Genomic DNA, 23,041 nt, shown 5'->3' on the forward strand with positions numbered 1-23,041 from the left:
TTTTGATACCGGGGGTGCCCGGAGCACCCCACTTTTCTTTGGGTCGCCAAAGAAAAGTGGGCAAAAGAAAGGCGACCCCCGGACTTTTGCCCTCCGGGCTTCCCTCAATCAGTCGGGAGCCTGAGGTCTCCCTCCCTCAATCGGAAAAGTCCTTGAAAGGGGGAGACGGTCAAAAGCAACAGCAACAGCAACAGCAACAGCAACAGCAACAGCAACAGCATTAGAGGGCTTGCACTCCACCTCGTCATTCCCGCGAAGGCGGGAATCCAGCAGAGCCAGTCGCAAAGATGATGCAGGTGGCGACTTCGCGCCGCCCACAAACGCAATACCTGGCAGCTTTTGAAATACCAACAGGAAACGACCGATATGCGTACTTCCTACACCGAACGCACCGCCCGCTTGCTTGGCCCCAAAGGCTGGACTGCGCTGGGCGTGTTCCTGGCCATCATGCTGGTCGCCATGCCGGTGCTGCACTTGCTGGTGCCGCCAGGCAGCCCGCTGCATGTATCCAATTACGTCATCACGCTGACGGGCAAGATTCTTTGCTACGCCATGGTGGCGGTGGCCATGGATCTGATCTGGGGTTATGCCGGCATTTTGTCGCTGGGGCATGGCCTGTTTTTTGCGCTGGGTGGTTACGCCTTTGGCATGTACCTGATGCGCCAGATCGGGCTGGATGGCAATTACCACAGCCCGCTGCCGGACTTCATGGTGTTCCTGGACTGGAAAACGCTGCCCTGGTACTGGCAAGGTACGGATCACTTCATCTGGGCGGCGATCCTCACGCTAGCGGTGCCGACGGTGATTGCCTTTGTGTTTGGCTTCTTTGCTTTCCAGTCGCGCATCAAGGGGGTGTATTTCTCCATCATCACCCAGGCGCTGACCTACGCCGCCATGCTGCTGTTCTTCCGTAACGAGACCGGTTTTGGCGGCAACAACGGGTTTACCGATTTCAAACGCATCATGGGTTATTCCGTCACCGCGCCGGAAACCCGCGTGGTGCTGCTGGGCCTGACCGCGCTGGCGCTGGCCGGTACGCTGGTGCTGGGGCGCTGGCTGGTGACATCCCGCTTTGGCCGGGTGCTGGCCGCAACGCGTGATGCGGAGTCACGCGTCATGTTCATCGGCTACAACCCGCTCTGGTACAAGCTTTTCATCTGGACTTTGTCTGCCATGCTGTGCGGGATTGCCGGCGCGCTGTACGTACCGCAGGTGGGCATCATCAACCCGTCGGAAATGTCGCCGGCGGCCTCCATTGAAATTGCCATCTGGGTTGCCGTTGGCGGTCGGGGCACGCTGATTGGCGCGGTGATCGGGGCGATTGCGGTGAGCCTGGCCAAGAGCTGGTTCACGGTGTCGTTCCCGCAGTACTGGCTGTTTTTCCTGGGTTTCCTGTTCATCCTGGTCACGCTGTTTTTGCCGGAAGGCCTGGTGGGCTTGTACCGCCGCCTGCGTGGCAACAAGGCCGAGGCCGTGGCGCAGGAGCCTGCCTTTACGCCTGATCCGGAAACCGTCAGCAGCGCCGCGCCCAAGGCGGGCCTGCCCACACCGCAACCGCACCTGACCGGAGAAAGCGCATGATCACCGTCGCAAGTGGCGAAGAACTGCAAACCCGCCCGCAGTGGGCCGACCCCAGCGCCGGCCAGGCGCGCGCCGTGCAACCGGGCGAGGTCGATACCGCCCACGGCGTGATTCTTTATCTGGATGACATCACGGTCAGCTTTGACGGCTTCAAGGCGTTGAACAAGCTCAGCCTGCATATCGACGTGGGCGAATTGCGCTGCATTATCGGCCCCAACGGCGCGGGCAAGACCACCATGATGGACGTCATCACCGGCAAGACCCGGCCCGATAGCGGCAAGGCGTTTTTTGGCCAGACGCTGGACCTGACCCGCCTGAAAGAACCGGAAATCGCCCACGCCGGCATTGGCCGCAAGTTCCAGAAACCCACGGTATTCGAGAACCACACGGTGTTCGAAAACCTGGAACTGGCCATGAAGACCGACAAGCGCGTGTTCAAAAGCCTGTTTTTCAAACTCGACAGCGAAGCGCACGGCCGCATTGACGCGGTGATGAAGCAGATCCGCCTTGATGCCCACGCCAATCGCCTGGCCGGTTTGTTATCGCACGGCCAGAAACAGTGGCTGGAGATCGGCATGCTGCTGATGCAGGAACCCCGGCTGCTGTTGCTGGATGAACCCGTCGCCGGCATGACCGACGATGAAACCATGCGCACCGCCGAGTTGTTCCTCTCGCTGGCCGGCCAGCATTCGCTGGTGGTGGTCGAACACGATATGGCGTTTGTGGAAAAACTGGGCGGCAAAGTCACCGTACTGCATGAAGGCAGCGTGCTGGCCGAAGGCGATCTGGCCACCGTGCAGGCCGACCCGCGCGTGATCGAAGTCTATCTGGGCCGCTAAGACAACAAGGACAAGCCACCATGCTGCAAGTTGAAAACCTGAACCAGTATTACGGCGGCAGCCACATTCTGCGCGGCCTGTCTTTCACCGCAGAACCCGGCCAGGTAACCACGCTGCTGGGCCGCAACGGCGTTGGCAAAACTACGCTGCTCAAAACGCTGATGGGACTGGTGCCGGCCAAAACCGGGTCTATCCATTTCGGGGGCGCGGACATCACCAAAATGGCCTCGTACGACCGCGTCAAAGCCGGCATCGGCTACGTGCCGCAAGGCCGCGAGATTTTCAGCCGCCTCTCGGTGGAAGAAAACTTGCGCATGGGTCTGGCCACCCGCCCCGCCAGCACGGCCATCCCGCCCCGTATTTTTGACATGTTCCCGGTGCTGAAACAGATGATGCGCCGGCGCGGCGGGGATTTGTCTGGTGGTCAGCAGCAACAACTGGCCATCGGCCGGGCGCTGGCCATGGGGCCGAAGTTGTTGATTCTGGATGAACCGACCGAGGGCATTCAGCCGTCAATCATCAAGGATATCGAACGCGCCATCCGTGCGCTGGCAGAGACCGGGGAGATGGCGATTCTGGTGGTCGAACAGTATTACGATTTTGCCCGTTCGCTGGCGGATCAATATCTGGTGATGGAGCGGGGGGAGATTATCCGCGCGGGGAAGGGGGCGGAGATGGATGCAGATGGGGTGAGGGAGTTGTTGTCGGTGTGATTTTTGTCGCTGGGAAAACCTGAACGGCTTGTTAGCGCCTTGCGGCGCGGTTGTTTTGATACCGGCGGTGGCCGGAGCACGGTACTTTTCTTTGGATCGCCAAAGAAAAGTACCCAAAAGAAAGGCGACCCCTGCGACGGCGCCCTTCGGGTTCCCTGTGCTTCTCGCGAAGTCCGGCTGGCTACGGGAACTCGCTTCGCTCAAACACCCCTCCGCCGAAACCCCGGACTTCGCTGCGATGCTCGGCGCAGTCAAGGGGCCCAACGTCAAAGGCAACTGCAACTGCAACTGCAACCCCGAAAATCAACGGCAATGGCAAAACCCTGCGGCAATAGCCAATCCAACACGACGCGCATTCCGCCACTACTACTGACACCGGGCCTTCGCCAATGCTGTTGCTGTGGCTGTTGGCGTTGCTTTTTGGGGTTTTGTCGTTGCAGTTGCAGTTGGCTTTTGGGGTTGCAGTTGCCTTTGACTTTCCTCCCCCATTAAAGCCAAGCGCCGAAGGAGCGGAGGGAGACCCCAGGCTCCCGACCGACTGAGGGCAGCCCGGAGGGCCGCCGGGCTGGGGTCGCCTTTCTTTGCCTACTTTCTTTGGCGAAGCAAAGAAAGTAGGGTGGGCCCGGCACCCCGGGTATCAAAAGGCCTTTAAACCCGCGCCGAAGGCGCTAACAGGTTTCAAGGCCTTTTGGTTTTGGCTAGAAAAGGCCAGCTACGCCGGGCCTGACAGGACGGCCGCCAATGAGCCCGGCTATATGTCCCCAAATACCGCCTGCAACACCGCCAGCACCGCCGGCCCGGCGGTCTCCGTGCGCAAAATCCGGGGCCCCAGCACCACGCCTTCAAACCCCGCCGCCCGCGCCGCGGTTTCTTCCGCGGCAGACAACCCGCCCTCCGGCCCCACCAGCAACACCACACAAGTCTGTGGTGCGGGCAAAGCGGCCAGGCGCGTCGCTGCACCTGGGGCCAGCAACAAGCGGGTGGCGTCTTTGGGCGCTGCGGCCAGCGCTTCGTCCAGCGTGGTCACGGGCAAAATCTGGGGGATACGCGTGCGTCCGCTCTGTTCGCAGGCGGCTTGCGCCACACCTTGCCAGTGCGCCAGACGCTTTTGTGCGCGCTCGCCAGACAAACGCTGCTGGCTGTAGGCGCCGTGTACCGGCCAGATGTCGGTCACGCCCAGTTCGGTGGCTTTCTGGATGGTGTAATCCATGCGCTCGGCCGCAGAGACGGCCTGGATTAGTACGGTGCGCAGCGGCGATTCGCGGTCTTGCGGGGCGTAGGCGGTCACGATCACGGCGACGTCGCGCTTGCCCATCAAGGTGATGCGCGCTTCATATTCGCCGCCCTGGCCGTTGAACAGCGTGATCGATTCGCCTGGCTGCATGCGCACCACCTGGACATGCCGGGCCGGGCCTTCGGGCAGGTTGAAGGCGTGGTCTACGGCGAGGTCATGATCGACAAAAAAGCGCGGCATGCGGCAAATCCAGGCGGGCGGTAAAACATCTATTCTGGCAGATCGTGCAGCGTCATCGCCAGATGGCAGCTGTTCTGCATATTTTGTAGTCAGATTGCTTCATGACTCAAATATAAGCTTGTGGCTACAATGCAAGACCCGGTCTTTTGCCGGGCCTTATCACTCACTGCCGGATAACACCATGTCTGAAGCCACGAACGACTATCTGGAACGAATCCTCACCGCGCGCGTTTATGACGCCGCCATTGAAACACCGCTGGAAGCCGCGCCGAACATTTCGCGCCGAATTGGCAACCACGTGTTCATCAAGCGTGAAGATATGCAGCCGGTGTTTTCGTTCAAGATTCGTGGCGCGTACAACCGCATGGCGCAACTGACGCCGGCCGAGCTGGAACGTGGCGTGGTTACGGCTTCGGCCGGTAATCACGCCCAGGGCGTGGCGTATTCGGCGCAGATTCTCAAGTGCCGCGCGACGATCTTCATGCCGACGACCACGCCCAACATCAAGGTCGATTCGGTCACCCGTCGTGGCGCTGAAGCCGTGCTGGTGGGCGATTCGTTCAGCGATTGCTATCAAAGCGCGGTGAACCTGGCGCAGGAAACCGGCGCGGCGTTCATTCATCCGTACGATCACCCGGACGTCATTGCCGGGCAGGGCACGATCGGCATGGAACTGCTGCGCCAGCACTCCGGCAAGCTTGATGCCATTTTCATTCCGGTGGGCGGCGGTGGCCTGATCGCCGGTGTCGCAGCGTATATCAAGCGCCTGCGGCCTGAGGTGAAGATCATCGGCGTGGAACCGACCGATGCCAATGCCATGTACCTCTCGCTCAAACTGGGTGAGCGCGTGTTGTTGCCGCAAGTGGGCATCTTTGCCGATGGCGTCGCCGTCAAACAAGTGGGCGAAGAGACTTTCCGCCTGTGCCAGGAACTGGTCGACGAAGTGATTCTGGTCGATACCGACGCCATGTGCGCGGCGATCAAGGACATGTTTGAAGAAACGCGCTCGATCCTGGAGCCGTCCGGCGCGCTGGCCATTGCCGGCATGAAAGCCTGGGTGGCGCGGGAAAAGGTGCAGGACAAAACGCTGGTCGCCATCACCTCTGGCGCCAACATGAACTTTGATCGCCTGCGTTACGTGGCCGAGCAAGCCGAGCTGGGTGAAGAGCGTGAGGCGATCATCGCCGTTACCCTGCCAGAGCGGCCGGGTGCATTCCGTGCGCTGTGCAGTGCCATCGGCGCCCGTAACATCACCGAGTTCAACTACCGTTTCGGAGACAAGGATCAGGCCCACGTGTTTGTGGGCCTGCAGATTCAGAACCGCGCCGAGGTGACGGATCTGATCGAGAAGCTGGCCGCCGAAAAACTGGCTGCAGTAGACCTGACCGACAACGAACTGGCCAAGCTGCACATTCGCCACCTGGTTGGCGGCCACGCCCCGCACGTGGATAACGAACGCGTGCTGCGCTTCGAATTTCCGGAGCGTCCGGGTGCGCTCCTGAACTTCTTGAGCAGCATGGTCGATACCTGGAATATCTCGTTGTTCCACTACCGCAACCACGGCGCCGACTACGGCCGCACGCTGGTTGGTATTCAGGTGCCGCCGCAAGATGACGCTGCGTTTGCAGATTTCCTGGAAAAGCTGGGTTACCCGCACTGGCTGGAAACCGACAACAAGGCGTATCAGCTGTTCCTGGGTTAACAGCACCCAGAGGCCAGTACCAGAAGCGGGGACACCAATCCCCGCTTTTTCATGGGTGGCCGGTTACAATCAAGGCAACAACCGTACACAACGCAAAGCAGGATCAGTCATGAAGATTTACCGCGTGGGCGGCGCAGTGCGCGACGAAATGCTGGGTTTGCCGGTCAAGGATGTGGACTGGGTCGTGGTCGGCGCCACGCCGGACGACATGGTCGCGCAGGGCTACAAGCCGGTCGGCAAGGATTTTCCGGTGTTCCTGCACCCGCAAACGCACGAGGAATACGCGCTGGCGCGTACCGAACGCAAATCCGGCCATGGCTATAAAGGGTTTCAGGTGTACGCCGCGCCGGATGTCACGCTGGAAGAAGACCTCTTGCGCCGTGATCTGACCATCAACGCCATGGCACAAGGCGAAGACGGCCAGATTGTCGATCCGTTCAACGGCGCCGATGACGTCAAGGCCGGCGTGTTGCGGCACGTCTCGATTGCGTTTGTGGAAGACCCGGTGCGCGTGCTGCGCCTGGCGCGGTTTGCTGCGCGTTTTGATTTTGCCGTCGCCCCGGAAACCATGGACCTGATGCGCGAAATGGTCAGATCGGGCGAGGTGGATCACCTGGTGCCCGAGCGCGTATGGCAAGAGATCGCCAAGGGGCTGATGGAAGACACGCCCTCGCGCATGTTCACCGTGCTGCGCGAGTGCGGCGCGCTGGCGCGGGTCATGCCGGAAATCGACGCCCTGTTTGGCGTGCCGCAGCCAGAAAAACACCACCCGGAGATCGATACCGGCGTGCATGTGATGATGGTGATCGACTACGCCGCCCGCCAGCAATTGCCGCTGGCCACGCGCTTTGCCGCGCTGTGCCACGACCTGGGCAAGGCGCGCACGCCGGAAGAAATGCTGCCGTCGCACCACGGTCATGAAGGCAAAGGCGTGCCGCTGGTCGAGCAATTCTGTGAACGCATCCGCGCGCCGGCTGAATGTCGTGACCTGGCCATCATGGTGTGCCGTGACCACACCAATGTGCACCGCGCGCGTGAATTGCGTGCTGGCACCGTGCTGGAACTGTTCGGCCGCTGCGACGGCCTGCGCAAACCAGACCGGTTCTCTGCCATGCTGGACGCCTGCGCCGCCGATGCGCGTGGCCGGCTGGGGCTGGAAAACACGCCCTATCCGCAAGCCGAATACCTGCGCGCACTGTTGGCGGCAGCCCGCGCCGTGGATGCCGGTGCCATTGCCGGCGCCACTGAAGACAAGGCGCAGATTCCGCAACGCGTGGCCGCTGCGCGTACCGACGCCATTGTCGAGGCCATGCGGGTCTTGCGTGAACAAGCACAGTTTCGTCACGAAACCCATTGATATTGAAACTGAAACACGGGTGCGATCCAGTACAGGCATGATGTGCTGACCGCCCCTAACCGCGCAGTGCGCAGCGAGTGAACGTGCTCTACCACCCCGATACCATTGCCGCCATTGCCACCGCCCCCGGACGCGGCGGCGTGGGCGTGATCCGCGTGTCCGGCCAGGACCTGTCTGCCCTTGTGGCCGGGCTGATCGGGCGCGAACTCACACCGCGCCACGCGCACTTTGCCAAATTCAAGGATGAAGACGGCAGCGTGATCGACGAAGGCTTGGCGTTGTATTTTCCTGGCCCCAACTCGTTTACCGGCGAGAACGTGCTAGAGCTACAAGGCCACGGCGGCCCGGTGGTCATGCGCATGCTGCTGGCGCGTTGCGTGGCGCTGGGTGCGCGCCATGCCGAGCCAGGCGAGTTCACCAAGCGCGCGTTCCTGAACAGCAAACTTGATCTGGCCCAGGCCGAAGCCGTGGCCGACTTGATCGACGCCCAGTCTGAAGCCGCCGCGCGTTCTGCGCTCAAATCGCTCGATGGCGCTTTCAGCCGCGAGATCAACACGCTGGTTGAAGAACTGATCAACCTGCGCATGCTGGTTGAGGCCACCATTGATTTCCCGGAAGAAGACATTGATTTTCTGGAAGCTGCCAACGCGCGCGGCCGCCTGAACGACTTGCAAGCGCAACTGGCGCGCGTGCTGGCCACGGCCAGCCAGGGCCGCTTGCTGCGCGAAGGCATGCACGTGGTGCTGATTGGTCAGCCCAACGTGGGTAAATCCAGCTTGATGAACGCGCTGGCGGGCGAGGAAGTGGCCATTGTCACCGACATTGCCGGCACCACCCGCGACACCGTGCGCGAGCTGATCCAGCTCGATGGCGTACCGCTGCACATCATTGATACCGCCGGCCTGCGCGAGACCGAAGACACGGTGGAACAGATCGGCATTGAGCGCACCTGGCGCGCGGTAGAAAAAGCCGATCTGGCGCTGCTGCTGATCGACTCGCGCGAGGGTGTGACCCCGCATGACGAGGCCATTCTGGACCGCCTGCCGCCCGCCTTGCCGGTGCTGCGCGTATTCAACAAGATCGACCTGACCGGCGAAGTGGCCGGCGCCGTGGGCGAGACCGAGGTGCATGTTTCTGCGCAATCAGGGCAGGGGCTGGACCCGTTGCGCACCCGTCTGTTGCACATGGCCGGCTGGCACGGCGCCAACGAAGGCGTGTTCATCGCCCGTGAACGCCATCTGGATGCCATCCGCCGCGGCGCGGAACATCTCGTTAACGCGGGACATGCGTTTCATGCGCTGGAATTGTTTGCCGAGGAATTGCGCCTGGCGCAGGTGACGCTGAACGAGATCACCGGCGAGTTCTCATCTGACGATTTGCTGGGCGTGATTTTCAGCCGCTTTTGCATCGGCAAATAAGCGCCATCCTTGCGGTGCGGCGAATGTGAAAAAGCAGCTTTCGGGCTGCTTTTTTCATGTCTGTTGATCTGCGTTGTCACAACTTGCGCAGCTGTGGCGTCTAGTTCCTGACCCCACGAATCAGCACGGTTGCATGGTTCGTGCCAGACGTTACTGTACCCAAGGAGTTGCAAGATGAAACAACGGATTCTCATTATTGGTGCTGGTTTTGCCGGCATGTGGAGCGCGCTGTCTGCCGTGCGCCTGCTGGATATGCATGACCGCACCAACGTGGAAATCGCACTGATCGCCCCGCTGGCGGAGCTGCACGTGCGCCCGCGGCTGTATGAACAAAACCCGGAGGCCATGAAAGCGCCGCTGCAAGCGCTGTTCGATGCGGTCGGCGTGCGGTTTATCCAGGGCATGGTGGGCCGGATTGACGTTGAAGGTCATCAGGTTGAAGTGACCAATGCGGCGGGTGAAACCACACTGCAAGGCTACGACCGGCTTGTGCTGGCCGCTGGCAGCCGCTTGTTCCGCCCGCAGATTGCCGGCCTGGCTGAGCATGCCTTCAACGTCGACCAGCTGGCCGAGGCGGTGCGGCTGGATGAGCACATCAAGGCGCTGGCGCAACAGCCGTCCTCGCTGGCGCGCAACACGGTGGTGGTGGCCGGCGGTGGCTTTACCGGTATCGAAACCGCAGCAGAAATGCCCGCCCGCCTGCGTGAGGCGCTGGGCGAGGACACGCCGATACGCGTGATCATGGTTGAGCTCAATGCCGATATCGGCCCCGACCTTGGCCCCGGCCCGCGTCCGGTGATTGAAGAAGCGCTGGGTTCGCTGGGTGTCACCTGGCGTTTGAGCACCGCCGTCGCCGCAGTGGATGACCATGGCGTCACGCTGGATAACGGCGAGCGCATTGAAGCTGCTACCGTGATCTGGACCGCCGGCGCCCGCGCCAGCGCACTGACGGCGCAAATCCCGGCCGAGCGCGATGCCTTTGGCCGCCTCGTGGTCGATGACAACCTCAAGGTGCCGGGCGTGGCCGACGTGTACGCCACCGGCGATTGTGCCCACGCGGCGACCGATGACATCGGCAACCACGCCATGATGTCCTGCCAGCACGCCATGGCGCTGGGGCGTTCGGCCGGCAACAATGCGGTAGCAGACCTTCTGGGTGTGACCCCGGCCGCCTACCGCCAGCCCAAGTACGTGACGTGTCTGGATCTGGGTCCGTGGGGCGCGGTGTACACCGAGGGCTGGGATCGTCAGGTGGTCTTGCGCGGGGCCGAAGCCAAATCGCTCAAGCAGCAGATCAACAGTATCTGGATCTACCCGCCGGAAGCCGATCGCGCCGCCGCGCTGGCACTGGCTGACCCGGCCCGCCCGGTCGTGGCGTGATCGGGCTGGGTTCAACGCGGCCTGATCAAAACAGGCAGTGAGCCGCGAACAGGGGGCCAGGCACGCAAGCATTACGCTGCCATTGGCCCCTTGTTTGTGACATCAGCCGACGGACTGCCACGAAACTGCCAAATGATTCAGGCAAAATAACGTGTTTTCCGGCGTTGTGTTATTGCTGCACCGCGCCGGCTTAACCCTGGTTGCACGGTCACCCATGTCTTTGTGTATTCGCAAAACGCCGCAAGGCTGGCATGATGAGGTGTCCGGGCGGGGCTCAACCCCTTGCCGCAACCTTGTACCAAGTCAGGACACGCTTTGAATCATCCCGCTGTTTCGCAGTTAGCCCATCCCGCTGCCACTGAAGCCGCCCGCGCTTGCGGCATCGACTTTGGCACCTCCAACTCTACTGTCGGCTGGGTCCGCCCCGGCGCGCCGCTCCTGCTGGCGCTAGAAGACGGTAAAACCACCCTGCCTTCCATGCTGTTCTTCAATATCGAAGAAGAAACGGTCAGCTATGGCCGCGCAGCGCTGGGTGAGTATCTGGAAGGGTATGAAGGCCGGCTGATGCGTTCGCTCAAGAGCATTCTGGGCACCGGGCTGATGGATTTGCAGACCGAAGTGCAAGGCCGCTCGCTCTCGTTCAAGCACATCCTGGGGCATTTCATTGCCGAACTGAAACACCGCGCTGAAGCCTCTGCCGGGCGCGGTTTTGACAGCGCGGTGCTGGGCCGCCCGGTGCATTTTGTCGATGACAACCCCGCCGCTGACCAACTGGCGCAAGACGTGCTGGCCGAGATCGCCCGTGCACACGGCCTCAAGCATGTCGAATTCCAGTACGAACCGATTGCCGCCGCGTTTGACTATGAAAGCACGCTGTCGCGCGAAGAACTCACGCTGATTGTCGATATCGGCGGTGGTACGTCTGACTTCTCTTTGCTGCGCCTCTCGCCAGAGCGCGCGCGCAAGATTGACCGGTTCGACGACATCCTCGCCAACGGCGGTGTGCACATCGGCGGGACGGATTTTGACAAGGCGCTGAGCCTGTCGAGCATCATGCCGCTGCTGGGTTATCGCAGCCGCCTGAAGAACAACTCGGAAGTGCCGTCCAGTTATTACTTCAACCTGGCCACCTGGCACACCATCAACTTTGTCTACACGCGCAAGATCTGGACCGAACTGCAGGATGTGTTCCGCGATTCCGGAACCGAGACCCGCGCCGTGCTTGATCGCCTGCTGAACCTGATCCAGCGCCGCACCGGCCACTGGCTGGCCATGCGCGCCGAAGAAACCAAGATCGCCCTGTCGGATACGCCCAGCCACCGTCTGGCGCTGGAACGCATTGAAGACGGCCTGTACCACGATATCTCCCGCCAGGATTTCGAAGGCGCCATTGACGGCCAGATCACCCGCATTGAAGACACCGTGCAGCAGATCCTGAGCCAGGCCGGTTTGCGGGCGGACCAGATCGACACCGTGTTCTTCACTGGCGGTTCCAGCGGCGTGCCGCTGTTGCGCCAGCGCGTAGGTGCTTTGTTGCCGGCTGCGCGCCATGTGGAAGGCGATCTGTTCGGCAGCATTGGTGCCGGTCTGGCCATCGACGCCCGCCGCAAATTTGGCTGACCGCAAGGACAAAACCCGGTGCGGGCTGCGTAGGGCGCACCGCCCGCCCCCAAGGCGCGTTTGCGTGCCTTGCGCGCACCGGCTTTCTCCGTCACCGCGATCGTGCTGACAAAACGACCAAACGATAAAAACTCAGGAGCACTGCATGTACACGGTTCATGGCGTTGCCCAGTCCGGCAACTGTTACAAGGTCAAACTCGCCCTCAGCCAGCTGGATAAACCGTTCACCTGGAACGAGGTGGACATGATGAATGGCGCCACGCACAGCGCGGCATTCCTGGCCATGAACCCTGCCGGACAAGTGCCGGTGTTGCAGATCTCTGCCGCTTCTTTCCTGCCTGAATCCAACGCCATCCTGTATTACCTGGCCCAGGGCTCTGACCTGTTCCCGCAAGACCGGCTGGAACAGGCGCAGGTGATGCAGTGGCTTTTCTTTGAACAATACAAACACGAGCCCAACCTCGCCGTCGCCCGCTTTATTGTGCTGTTCGCCGGCCGCCCGGCTGAGCGGGAAGCCCAGTTGCAGCAGAAGATCAAAGCCAGTGCCGAAGTGCTGGCGGTGATGGAACAGCACCTCTCGACCCGGCGTTTCTTTGTGGGTGAGCGGTATTCCATTGCGGATATCGCGTTGTATGCCTATACGCACAAGGCGCATGAAGGGTTGATTGATCTGGCGCCGTTTCCGGCGGTGCGGGGCTGGCTGGAGCGGGTGGCTAGTCAGCCGGGTTATGTGGAAATGGGGTGAGGAGGGGGGGTGAGTTGCCTGGCAGGCTCGTTATTGCGGGCTTGAGGGGGAATTCAGCTGCGATGTTGGCGATGGGGGTGGCTTTTAGCGGTGCTTCATAGACTCGTCATTCCGGCTTTAAGCTGGAATCCAGCTGCGATGATGACGGTTGTGACGGTTTCAACGTTGTTCCACAGGCTCGTCATTCCGGCCTTGAGCCGGAATCCAGCTGCGATGGGTGCCGGGGCTGCTGAAACCTGGGTCTTTTGTTAGCGCCTGGCGGCGCGGGTGTTTTACATGTCGGGGGTTGCCCGACAGCAAGTGCCTTTCTTTTGGGTCGCCAAAAGAAAGGCACCAAAGAAAAGGCGACCCCTGCGACGGCGCCCACTACGTGGGTTCCCTGTGCTTCTCGCAAGGCGCGGCTGGCTCGCGAGTTCGGCCTTTGGCCTACCGCTTCGCCTTGGTCGCCGCGCCTTGCTGCGATGCTCGGCGCAGTCAAAGGGGCCCAACGTCAAAAGCAACCCCAACCCCAACCCCGAAAATCAACTGCAACTGCAACTGCAACTGCAACTGCAACCAGCCCATCCGGGGGCAGGTTTTGTAGGGTGGATTCGGAGCGGAGCGACAATCCACCATCACTGCCGTGGATTGCTTCGCGAATCCACCCTACGCCGCTGTTTGCAAGCATTGGTTGCAATACTGATTGGCGCGCCCCACCACGTCGTCATTCCGGACCTCGGCGGCCCTCTTGGCCGGAATCCAGCAAAGCGGTTGGCACCTTATCAATGGTGAATGGGCTCTCCGTTCGGGTTGCGCACAATATTCACGCAACACGCCTGATGGCAATCTGTCGGCCTGACTCTCACGCGCTGCATTCACCATGATCGACCCCAGCACCATCGCCTTGTTGATTCCGCTTTCTTTTGTCGCCGGCATGATTGATGCCGCTGTGGGCGGGGGTGGCCTGATTCAGGTGCCGGGGTTGTTTGCGATCTTGCCGAATGTGGCGCCAGCGACGCTGATGGGTACCAACAAGTTTGCCAGCATCATGGGTACGGCTTCGGCAACGTGGCGGTATGCGCGGCAGGTGAAGCTGGACTGGCATATTCTGCTGCCCTGTGCGGTGGCGGCGTTTCTGGGTTCTTATGGGGGCGCCAGCATGATCCAGTTGCTGGATAAACACTGGGTGCGGCCGCTGGTGATTATCTTGCTGGCCGTCATGCTGGTGTACACGTGGATCAAACCGGATTTCGGTACAGAAGATGCCGGCCGGCCGCTGACCCGGCGTGATCTGTATGTGGGGTTGGTGATCGGCGCGTGTATCGGGTTTTATGATGGCTTTTTCGGGCCGGGTACGGGGTCGTTCCTGATCTTTTTGTTTGTGCGCTTTTTCCACTTTGATTTTCTGCGCGCTTCGGCCTCGGCCAAGGTGGTGAACCTGGCTACCAACCTGGCGGCGCTGGTTTCTTTCATCCCGGTCGGCGCGGTGATCTATGGTTATGCCATACCCATGGCCGCCGCCAACGTGGCGGGCGCGCAGGTGGGCAGCCGCATGGCGCTCAAGGGCGGCAATACGTGGATACGCCGTCTGTTTCTGACCCTGGCCATTGTGCTGCTGGCCAAACTGATCTGGGATACCTTGCACGCATGAGCACTCGTCCTGTTCACTACTGGCTGATGAAGTCAGAACCCGATGAAGCCGGGATTGATCACCTGGCGCGTGATGGCAAGCTGGGCTGGTTTGGCGTGCGCAATTATCAGGCGCGCAATTTCATGCGGGATCAGATGCAGGTGGGCGACGTGGTGCTGTTCTATCACTCCAGTTGCCCGGAGCCTGGTATTGCGGGGATTGCCGAAGTCAGCAGCGCGGCCTACCCGGACCCGACCCAGTTTGAGCCGGACTCCAAGTACTTTGATCCGAAATCCAGCCGCGAAAACCCGCGCTGGATGCAGGTGGACGTGAAGTTTGTGAAGAAAACCCGGCTGATGGGCTTGCCGGAAATGCGCGCCATGCCAGAACTGGCCGAGATGCAGGTGCTGCAGCGGGGCAACCGGTTGTCGATTACGCCGGTAAGCCGCGCCGAGTGGGACGCCATTAGCCACAAACTGTGATGGCAACGGCATGTTTGCCACGGCAAACATCGGCCGCGCAAAAGAAAAAAGGCACCTGCATCAAGCAGGTGCCCTAAAGCTCGTGCCTGTTAAGGCGACAGAGCGTTGTCAACCGCACACGAGCAGCTCTCGCCGCCCGCACGGTAATAACGGGGTGTTTTTCCGGCTGGTTGACACATTTCGCAAAAAATTTTCAAAAATGTACGCAGAACGGGTCAGGCCCCAAGACGGTGCAGATGCTTGCCTGCTGCAAGCACCGTGTCATGAACTTTTGTCGTGACTGCGCGTATGATGAATCCATGCCGCTCTCCAGCTTTGTTCCCGCTTTTGCCTCTCGTTGCGCCGATGATCAGGCGCGTTGCTACGCCTTTGTGGGTGAAGAGTTGCTGCTGGATGACAGCCGCGGCCTGCCGCGCGCGCAAGTCCTGATCGAACAGCTTGGCTCGCCAGAGCTTGATTACCTGATTGGCCACCGCGCGGGCGAGCCCTGCCGCCTGCTGTTCTGGCCGCAGACCACTCAGGCGCCTTCCGGCTGGGTGAACCACAATCTGCGGGCCATTTACGGCCATATGGATGAGGCTGATTTCTGGATTGCCACGCGCGCCAAACAAATGGCGACCTGGGATCGGGAGCATCGGTTTTGCGGCGTTTGCGGCACAAAGACCGAGGTCGCGGCGCATGAACCGGCGCGGGTCTGTCCGGCTTGTGGCTATCGTCATTACCCGCGGGTATCGCCGGCCATCATGGTGCTGATCCGCGATGGCGACCGGCTGCTGCTGGCGCGCTCGCCCCACTTCAAACCGGGTATGTACAGCGCGCTGGCCGGGTTTGTCGAGGCCGGCGAATCGTGCGAGGACACCATCCACCGCGAGGTCATGGAAGAAGTCGGCCTGCGCGTGAAGAACCTGCAATGGTTCGACAGCCAGAGCTGGCCGTTTCCGCACTCGCTGATGCTGGCGTTCACCGCAGATTACGACGGCGGCGAGATCGTCTGCCAGCCTGATGAGATTGAAGACGCGCAATGGTTCACGCTTGATCGCCTGCCCGACTTGCCCATGCGCGCCAGCATTGCGCGGCGCCTGATTGAAGCCACCGTCGCGCGCATGCAGGCCGATGCGGCCATCGATCAGTGACAAGCCGGCAAAGTGCATGCTAAGGTCATTGGCATGAACCGTGTAGCTGCATTTCCCTTTTCTCTGTGGCACGCATCCTGGCATCTGAACGCCCGGGGGTGAGTGCCTTTTTGCCATCCCGGCGCGAGGTACCGGGACGGGATGGCAGCGCAGTCAACATCACCCCAGTCACGGTCTTCGCCCCACGGCCAAGGAACCGTGAATGTCTGAAACAACGCTGGCAACACCCCACGAACACGCAGATGGCCGCTTTCGCTTTGGCGTGATCCTGGCCCTGTGCGCCGCCACCGGTTTTGCCTCCAAAGCCATTTTTGTAAAGCTGGCCTACCGCTACCACGTTGACGCCATCACCTTGCTCACCTTGCGGCTGGCACTGGCCTTGCCCTTGTTCTGGCTGGTGAAACTGGTGCGGCGTGACGATGGCCCGGCCATGACCCGGCAAGACCGCTGGCATTTGATCGGCCTTGGGCTGGCGGGCTATTACCTCTCCAGCCTGTTTGATTTCCTGGGCCTCGTCACCGTCAGCGCCAGTCTGGAGCGGCTGATCCTGTTTCTGTACCCCACCTTTACCGTGCTGTTATCAGCCGTGTTTGCGCACCACGCCATCACCCGCCGCGTGGCCGGGGCGCTGGTGATCTCTTATACCGGCATGTTGCTGGTGCTGTGGCCGGAGTTGTCTGCCGCGCAAGGCACGTGGCTGGGGATTGGTCAGGTGTTCCTCAGCACCTTGTGCTACGCCGTGTTCCTGACTTTCAGTCCGCGCGTCATCGCCCGTGTGGGCGCCATGCGCTTTACGGAAAACGCGCTGACGGTCTCGGCTGCGGCCATGCTTACGCACTTTGTGCTGACGCGGCCCTTCTCGGCGCTGGTTTTGCCGTGGCCGGTGTGGGCTTATGCCGCAGTGATTGCGCTGGTGGCAACGGTATTCCCGATTTACGCGCTGGCCGCCGCCATGGCCCGCATTGGCGCGCCGCGCACCGCCATCATCGGCAGCATGGGGCCGATTCTGACCATTTTTCTGGGGGTGCTGATACTGAACGAGCACCTCACACCGCTACAATGGCTGGGCACGGTCGTCGTCATGGCCGGGGTCTGGCGCATCAGCCACAAGAAATGACAAGGATTGCGGATGTTTGATTTTGATACGGTCATCAACCGTCGCGACAGCGACAGTACCAAGTGGCGCAAGTATGACGAGGACGTCCTGCCCTTGTGGGTGGCGGATATGGATTTCGCCTCGCCGCCCGCCATTGCCAGTGCCCTGCAGGAACGCGTGGCGCACGGCGTGTTTGGCTATCCGGACCCGCAGGCCTCACTGGTACAAACTCTGGTCATGGCTATGCAGCGCGATTACAACTGGCAAATCCAGCCTGACTGGCTGGTGCCCTTGCCAGGCCTTGTGGTCGGCCTGAATGTGGCGTGCCGCGCCACTGGCAGCAATGATGATCCGGTGCTGACCGCCACCCCGGTTTATCCGCCCTTCATGAGCGCGCCGATCCTGTCGCAACGGCGGCTGGTACGCGTGCCCATGCTGGAAGCCGAAGGCAGCGACGGCACGCGCTGGGCCTGGGATATCGACCAGCTGGTGGGCAGCCTGGGGCCGGGCAACAACACGCTGATGCTGTGCCACCCGCACAACCCGGTCGGGCGCGTCTGGCGGACCGAAGAACTGTTGCAACTGGCGGCCGTGGCCCAGCGCCATGACATGGTCGTGGTCAGCGATGAAATCCACTGCGACCTGATTCTGGATGCCGGGCACAAACACGTGCCGTTTGCCGCGCTCAGCCCCGATGCCGCCCAGCGCAGCATTACGCTGATGGCGCCCTCCAAAACCTACAACGTGCCGGGGCTCGGGTGCTCGTTTGCCATCATTCCCAACCCGGCGCTGCGCAAGAAATTCACCGATGTCATGCGCGGGATCGTGCCGCACGTGAACATCTTCGGCTACGTGGCGTGTGAAGCCGCCTACCGCGATGGCGTACCCTGGCGCACGGCATTGCTGGATGTACTGCGCCGCAATCGTGATCTGGTCATGCAGCAACTGGATGGCTATCTGGGGCTGCGCGTCACCCGCCCGGAAGCCACGTATCTGGCGTGGGTGGACTGCCGCAACACCGGCATCGAAGACCCGGCCGCGTTCTTTGAAGCGGCGGGCGTGGGGTTGTCCAACGGGGTGGATTTTGGCCTGAAAGGCTTTGTGCGCCTGAACTTCGGTTGTGCGCTCAGCACCCTGCAAGACGCCCTGCACCGCATGCGTGAAGCGCTGGCCAACCGGACCAGTTAGCCGGCATTGCCGCGTTTGCGGCCACCGGCAAGCGCGCGCGGTAAGCTGCGGCCATCTGTGAGAAAGGGCGGGATCATGGCCAAAGAATCGGTGAAGTACCAGTTTGCAGACATCGGGCAAAACCAGGAGGCCCGCCAGGCCGTGCGCGAGAGCCAGCGCCGCTTCAACGACCCCGCCACCTCTGATGCCGAACGCGCCGCACTGCTGCCGCTGTTGTTCGGCCAGGCCGACGGCGCCACCGTGACCCCGCCGTTGTTTGTCGCCGCCGGGCACAACGTGCGGCTGGGCAAGAAAGTCTTCGTCAACCTGGGGCTGACCATCTCGGGCAGCGCCCCGGTCATCATCGGCGACTACACCCTGATCGCTCCTTGGGTACAAATCCACAGCACCACCCACCCGGTCGACCCGTGGGAGCGCCAGCAAGTTGCCTTCACCGCCAAACCGGTGACCATTGGCGAGAACGTCTGGATCGGCGCCGGCGCCATCATCTGCCCCGGTGTCACCATTGGCGACCACGCCGTTATTGGTGCTGGCGCCGTCGTGACACAAGACGTTCCCCGCTGCACCCTTGTGGCTGGCAACCCGGCCACAGTGGTCAGAGCGCTGGATGAACCGGATATGGCGACGATTTATCTGAAGCGGCAGGAAGAGTAAGGCCGGGCCACGCGGGATTGGTGGATGCGGGCAGTTTTGCTGGCATCGTCGGGTTTGCCGTTGTTTTTGTTTTTGATTTCTTCCCCCATCAAAACCACCACGCCGTCAGGCGCTAACAAGTATCCAGGGTTTACGGCGCCTGCCTGCACAGGCCACCTGCGGCAGTCGACTGGATTGCAGCCTGCGCCGGCATGACAAACTGATGTGCAACCCGGCATATTCACGCAGACATCGCGATCGCCGCGCCACCGGCGCGTTTTACCCCCCGCTAATCCCCGCGCCGTTTATAATCAGCGTTTTGCGCCAGACAAGCCGCCTGCATGAGCAACCGCACCACCAGCCGTAACCTCTATTTCCGCATCCTGCAACAGATCAAGCCCTACTGGGGCATGGTCGTGATGTCCATGGTGGGCCTTGCCGTTTCTGCCGGCGTTGATGCCGCACTGACGCGCTTGCTGCAACCACTGGTAGACCGCAACCTGCGCGCAGACTCGCTCGCCCGCCAGGACGCCTGGATCTTGCCTGCCGTCATTCTGGGCATGGCCGTGCTGCGGCTGGTCTCCAATTTCTCCAGCGATTACGCCAGCGCGTGGCTGTCCTCGCGTGTGATGCATGACCTGCGCGAACGCATGTTCGGCCGCTTCATGCAGTTGCCGGTCAAGTATTTCGACAAATCCTCCGTGGGCGTGCTGGTGTCGCGTGTGACGTATGACGTCAACCAGATCATGGATGCCGGCGTGCAAGTGCTCACGGTGCTGGTGCGTGATTCCATGCTGGCGGTGTTCCTGCTGGGCGTGATGATCTACACCGACTGGAAGCTCACGCTGTTGTGCGTGGTGCTGCTGCCCGGCGTAGCGTTGTCGATCCGTATTGTGGGCAAGCGCCAGCGCAAGCTCTCGCGCGCGACGCAGTCGTCCATGGGCGAGATGACCAGCATCCTGGATGAATCCATCTCTGGCCAGCGCATCGTCAAGGTGTTTGGCGGCGGCAAGTACGAGACCAACCGCTTTTTCACCGTGAACAACCGCGTGCGTTCGCTGGCGGTAAAACGTGCGGCGACGTCCAGTACCAACTCGGGCCTGATCATGTTCCTGATCGGGATCACGCTGGCCGCCATCATTTACTACGCCAGCCTGCGCGCGCAGGCCGGGGTGCTCACGGCGGGTTCGTTTGTGTCGTTCATGGTGGCCATGATGGCGCTGCAAACCCCCATCAAGAACATCACCAAGATCAACGAAAGCCTGCACCGTGGCCTGGCTGCGGCAGAGTCTGTGTTTGCGGTGCTGGATGAAGAAACCGAACACGATGAAGGCACGCAAACGCTGGAGCGCGCCCGTGGCGAATTGAAGGTGGAAGACCTGCAGTTCCGCTACAACGACGACGACCGTCCGGCGCTGGATCACGTGTCGCTGACGGTGGCGCCGGGTGAATCGGTGGCGCTGGTGGGGAGCTCCGGCAGTGGCAAGACCACGCTGGCCAATCTGCTGCCGCGTTTTTACGATCCCACGGGCGGCAGCATCAAGCTTGATGGCGTGAAGTTGTCTGATTACAAGCTGCTGGACCTGCGCCGGCAGTTCGCCATGGTCAGCCAGGATGTCGTGCTGTTCAACGACACCGTCGCGGCCAATATTGCCTACGGCGATGCCAACCCCTCGCGGGAGCGGGTGCTGGCGGCTGCAGAAGCGGCCTTTGCGCGGGATTTCGTCGAAGCCATGCCCGAAGGGTTTGATAGCATTCTGGGCGAAAACGGCGTGCGGCTGTCTGGCGGTCAGCGCCAGCGCCTGGCCATTGCCCGCGCCATCTACAAAGATGCGCCGATCCTGATTCTGGATGAAGCCACCAGCGCGCTGGATACCGAATCCGAACGCAAGGTGCAGGCTGCGCTGGAAAACCTGATGAAAAACCGCACCACCATTGTGATTGCGCACCGCTTGTCCACCATTGAAAACGTGGACCGCATCATTGTCATGCAGCACGGCAAGATCATCGAGTCTGGCCACCATAGCGAGCTGATCACCAAGGGTGGCCAGTACGCCCACATGCATGCGGCGCAGTTTGCCGGGGATGATTCGTCGTCCGCCGCCAAAGCCTGATCCGGCATACATCGCAACAAGAACAAACCTGAATTAGCCAACAGGACCGACCATGACCAACCCGTCAAGCGTAGGGATCGTCTCAGCCCAGAAGGCCGTGTTCGATCAGCCCATCGCCTTGTCCAGCGGCGTGACCTTGCCGCGCTACGAGCTGATGTATGAAACCTACGGCACGCTCAACGAGAACCGCACCAACGCCATCCTGATCTGCCATGCGCTGTCGGGCCACCATCACGTGGCTGGCCGTTATCAGGAATCCGACAAGAATCCAGGCTGGTGGGACAACATGGTCGGGCCAGGCAAGCCCATTGATACCAACCGTTTCTTTGTGATTGGCCTCAACAATCTGGGCGGTTGTCATGGTTCTACCGGCCCGTCGTCCATCGACCCGGAAACCGGCACACCGTACGGTTCGCGCTTTCCGCTGGTGCTGGTGCGTGACTGGGTGGAAACCCAGGCGCGGCTGGCTGACATGCTGGGCATTCACCAGTTTGCGGCCATTATCGGCGGCAGCCTGGGCGGCATGCAGGCGCTGCGCTGGACCATCACCTACCCGCAGCGCGTACGGCATGCGCTGGTGATTGCCTCTGCGCCCCGGCTGACCGCGCAGAACATTGCCTTCAACGACGTCGCCCGCCAGGCCATCCTGACTGATCCGGATTTTCACGGTGGCGATTTCTACGCCCACAACACCGTACCGCGCCGCGGCCTGCGCCTGGCGCGCATGCTGGGCCACATCACCTATCTGTCTGATGACGGCATGGGCGAGAAATTCGGCCGTTTGCTGCGCAGTGGCGAGTACCGGTACAGCTACGATGTCGAGTTCGAGATCGAATCGTATCTGCGCTATCAGGGCGACAAGTTCTCTGACATTTTCGACGCCAATACATATCTCTTGATGACCAAGGCGCTGGATTACTTCGACCCGGCCCGGCATTACGGCGGTGATCTGGCGACGGCGCTTAAAGAAGCACTGGCCAAATTCCTGGTGGTGTCATTTACCAGCGACTGGCGCTTTGCGCCGGAGCGCTCGCGCGAGATCGTCAAAGCCTTGCTGGATGCGCGCAAACACGTCAGCTACGCCGAGATTGAATCGGCCCACGGCCACGACGCCTTCCTGATGGAGGACGCGCCGTATCACAACATCATGCGGGCCTATCTGAACCGCGTTGCAGCGGAGGTGAACGCATGAGCAACAATCTGACTTTGCGCCCTGACCTCAGAAATGTGGCGGACTGGATCAACCCCAACGCCAGCGTGCTCGATCTGGGTTGTGGCGATGGCTCTTTGCTGGCCTGGTTGTCGGGCAACAAGCGCGTGCAGGGTTACGGCGTAGAAATCGATGTCGATGGCGTAACCGCTTGCGTCGAGAAGCATGTCGATGTGATCCAGACTGACCTGGAAAGCGGCCTTGGCACCTTCCAGGACAACACGTTTGATTATGTGGTGTTGTCGCTGACCATTCAGGCCATGCACAACATCGAGAACATCCTGCTGGAAATGCTGCGCGTGGGCCGCACCGGCATCGTCACCTTTCCCAATTTCGGCTTCTGGGAAAACCGCTGGCAACTGGCGCTGGGCCGCATGCCGGTGTCGGAGACCATTCCCTATGAGTGGTACAACACGCCCAACATCCACCTGTGCACGATCTATGACTTCGGCCGGCTGCTGAACAAACTGGGCATGAAGACCACCGGTCAGGTGGTGATGCATCAGGGCCAAAAAGTCTCGTTCCTGCCCAACCTGCGCGGCAGCCTGGCGCTGGTGCGCTTCGACAAAGCCTGACCTGGCTGGCGTCTGCTTGAACAAAAGGGCTGCGGATGCAGCCCTTTTTTATGGCTGTGCTGTGGGTGCGCGCAGCACAGAATTTGACGCTTGCCGTCTGTCCAGTGTTTACCCGGTTCGCCCGTCACATCGGGCGGGGTATCATGGCCGGACAAAATCCAGTCAACGGAAT

The 23,041-nt window shown here is 61.2% G+C and carries 19 protein-coding genes; 18 read left to right on the top strand and 1 reads right to left on the bottom strand.

The genetic code is table 11. The features are described from left to right. Positions 1-366: 366 nt before the first annotated feature. From urtC to urtE, 3 genes are read left to right on the top strand one after another with little or no spacing between them, the layout of a single operon-like run. Positions 367-1,581: an urea ABC transporter permease subunit UrtC gene (gene urtC / locus IEX57_RS14945; RefSeq protein WP_188705157.1), complete on the top strand. Its 1,215-nt coding sequence runs from the start codon at positions 367-369 to the stop codon at positions 1,579-1,581. Continuing rightward, a complete protein-coding gene (gene urtD / locus IEX57_RS14950; RefSeq protein ID WP_188705158.1) occupies positions 1,578-2,420 on the top strand; it encodes an urea ABC transporter ATP-binding protein UrtD in 843 nt (280 codons plus the stop codon). The genes urtC and urtD overlap by 4 nt, the downstream gene beginning before the upstream one ends. A 20-nt stretch (positions 2,421-2,440) precedes the next feature. Then, the gene (gene urtE / locus IEX57_RS14955) at positions 2,441-3,133 is read left to right on the top strand and encodes an urea ABC transporter ATP-binding subunit UrtE (protein WP_188705159.1); all 693 of its coding nucleotides are present in this window, start codon (positions 2,441-2,443) and stop codon (positions 3,131-3,133) included. 751 nt (positions 3,134-3,884) lie between these two features. Here urtE and IEX57_RS14960 read toward each other — a convergent pair. Continuing rightward, positions 3,885-4,607: a 16S rRNA (uracil(1498)-N(3))-methyltransferase gene (locus IEX57_RS14960; protein WP_188705160.1), complete on the bottom strand. Its 723-nt coding sequence runs from the start codon at positions 4,605-4,607 to the stop codon at positions 3,885-3,887. A 181-nt stretch (positions 4,608-4,788) separates the two neighbouring features. Between IEX57_RS14960 and ilvA the strand changes: the two genes are divergently transcribed. The 15 genes from ilvA (at position 4,789) to metW (ending at position 22,869) form a co-directional block, all read left to right on the top strand. After that, positions 4,789-6,309 carry a threonine ammonia-lyase, biosynthetic gene (ilvA, locus tag IEX57_RS14965; protein ID WP_188705161.1) on the top strand — a complete coding sequence of 507 codons (1,521 nt, stop codon included), beginning with the start codon at positions 4,789-4,791 and terminating at the stop codon, positions 6,307-6,309. Between the two features lie 109 nt (positions 6,310-6,418). Next, positions 6,419-7,666, top strand: a complete 1,248-nt coding sequence (locus IEX57_RS14970; protein WP_188705162.1) for a multifunctional CCA addition/repair protein — start codon at positions 6,419-6,421, stop codon at positions 7,664-7,666. An 83-nt stretch (positions 7,667-7,749) separates the two neighbouring features. Further along, positions 7,750-9,084 (top strand): tRNA uridine-5-carboxymethylaminomethyl(34) synthesis GTPase MnmE, encoded by a 1,335-nt coding sequence (gene mnmE, locus IEX57_RS14975; RefSeq protein WP_229709042.1) that lies wholly within the window; start codon positions 7,750-7,752, stop codon positions 9,082-9,084. A 174-nt stretch (positions 9,085-9,258) separates the two neighbouring features. Then, positions 9,259-10,464: an NAD(P)/FAD-dependent oxidoreductase gene (locus IEX57_RS14980; RefSeq protein WP_188705164.1), complete on the top strand. Its 1,206-nt coding sequence runs from the start codon at positions 9,259-9,261 to the stop codon at positions 10,462-10,464. Between the two features lie 315 nt (positions 10,465-10,779). Continuing rightward, positions 10,780-12,084 (top strand): Hsp70 family protein, encoded by a 1,305-nt coding sequence (locus IEX57_RS14985; protein WP_188705165.1) that lies wholly within the window; start codon positions 10,780-10,782, stop codon positions 12,082-12,084. Between the two features lie 145 nt (positions 12,085-12,229). Beyond that, positions 12,230-12,829 carry a glutathione S-transferase family protein gene (locus tag IEX57_RS14990; protein WP_188705166.1) on the top strand — a complete coding sequence of 200 codons (600 nt, stop codon included), beginning with the start codon at positions 12,230-12,232 and terminating at the stop codon, positions 12,827-12,829. Positions 12,830-13,688: 859 nt separating this feature from the next. Further along, a complete protein-coding gene (locus IEX57_RS14995) occupies positions 13,689-14,459 on the top strand; it encodes a sulfite exporter TauE/SafE family protein (protein ID WP_188705167.1) in 771 nt (256 codons plus the stop codon). Then, positions 14,456-14,920, top strand: a complete 465-nt coding sequence (locus IEX57_RS15000) for an EVE domain-containing protein (protein WP_188705168.1) — start codon at positions 14,456-14,458, stop codon at positions 14,918-14,920. Before IEX57_RS14995 ends, IEX57_RS15000 begins: the two co-directional genes overlap by 4 nt. 263 nt (positions 14,921-15,183) lie before the next feature. Continuing rightward, positions 15,184-16,053, top strand: a complete 870-nt coding sequence (gene nudC, locus IEX57_RS15005) for an NAD(+) diphosphatase (protein WP_229709043.1) — start codon at positions 15,184-15,186, stop codon at positions 16,051-16,053. A 202-nt stretch (positions 16,054-16,255) separates the two neighbouring features. Beyond that, positions 16,256-17,170: a DMT family transporter gene (locus IEX57_RS15010; RefSeq protein ID WP_188705169.1), complete on the top strand. Its 915-nt coding sequence runs from the start codon at positions 16,256-16,258 to the stop codon at positions 17,168-17,170. A gap of 12 nt (positions 17,171-17,182) precedes the next feature. Beyond that, positions 17,183-18,337 carry a MalY/PatB family protein gene (locus tag IEX57_RS15015; RefSeq protein ID WP_188705170.1) on the top strand — a complete coding sequence of 385 codons (1,155 nt, stop codon included), beginning with the start codon at positions 17,183-17,185 and terminating at the stop codon, positions 18,335-18,337. A 75-nt stretch (positions 18,338-18,412) separates the two neighbouring features. After that, positions 18,413-18,991, top strand: a complete 579-nt coding sequence (locus IEX57_RS21350; protein ID WP_188705171.1) for a sugar O-acetyltransferase — start codon at positions 18,413-18,415, stop codon at positions 18,989-18,991. A 320-nt stretch (positions 18,992-19,311) separates the two neighbouring features. After that, positions 19,312-21,084: a lipid A export permease/ATP-binding protein MsbA gene (msbA, locus tag IEX57_RS15025; protein ID WP_188705172.1), complete on the top strand. Its 1,773-nt coding sequence runs from the start codon at positions 19,312-19,314 to the stop codon at positions 21,082-21,084. Between the two features lie 52 nt (positions 21,085-21,136). Beyond that, positions 21,137-22,276, top strand: a complete 1,140-nt coding sequence (gene metX / locus IEX57_RS15030) for a homoserine O-succinyltransferase MetX (protein ID WP_188705173.1) — start codon at positions 21,137-21,139, stop codon at positions 22,274-22,276. After that, positions 22,273-22,869: a methionine biosynthesis protein MetW gene (metW, locus tag IEX57_RS15035; protein WP_188705174.1), complete on the top strand. Its 597-nt coding sequence runs from the start codon at positions 22,273-22,275 to the stop codon at positions 22,867-22,869. Before metX ends, metW begins: the two co-directional genes overlap by 4 nt. The last annotated feature ends 172 nt before the right edge of the window (positions 22,870-23,041 follow it).

Source organism: Silvimonas iriomotensis (assembly GCF_014645535.1).
In the GTDB taxonomy this organism is placed as follows: domain Bacteria; phylum Pseudomonadota; class Gammaproteobacteria; order Burkholderiales; family Chitinibacteraceae; genus Silvimonas; species Silvimonas iriomotensis.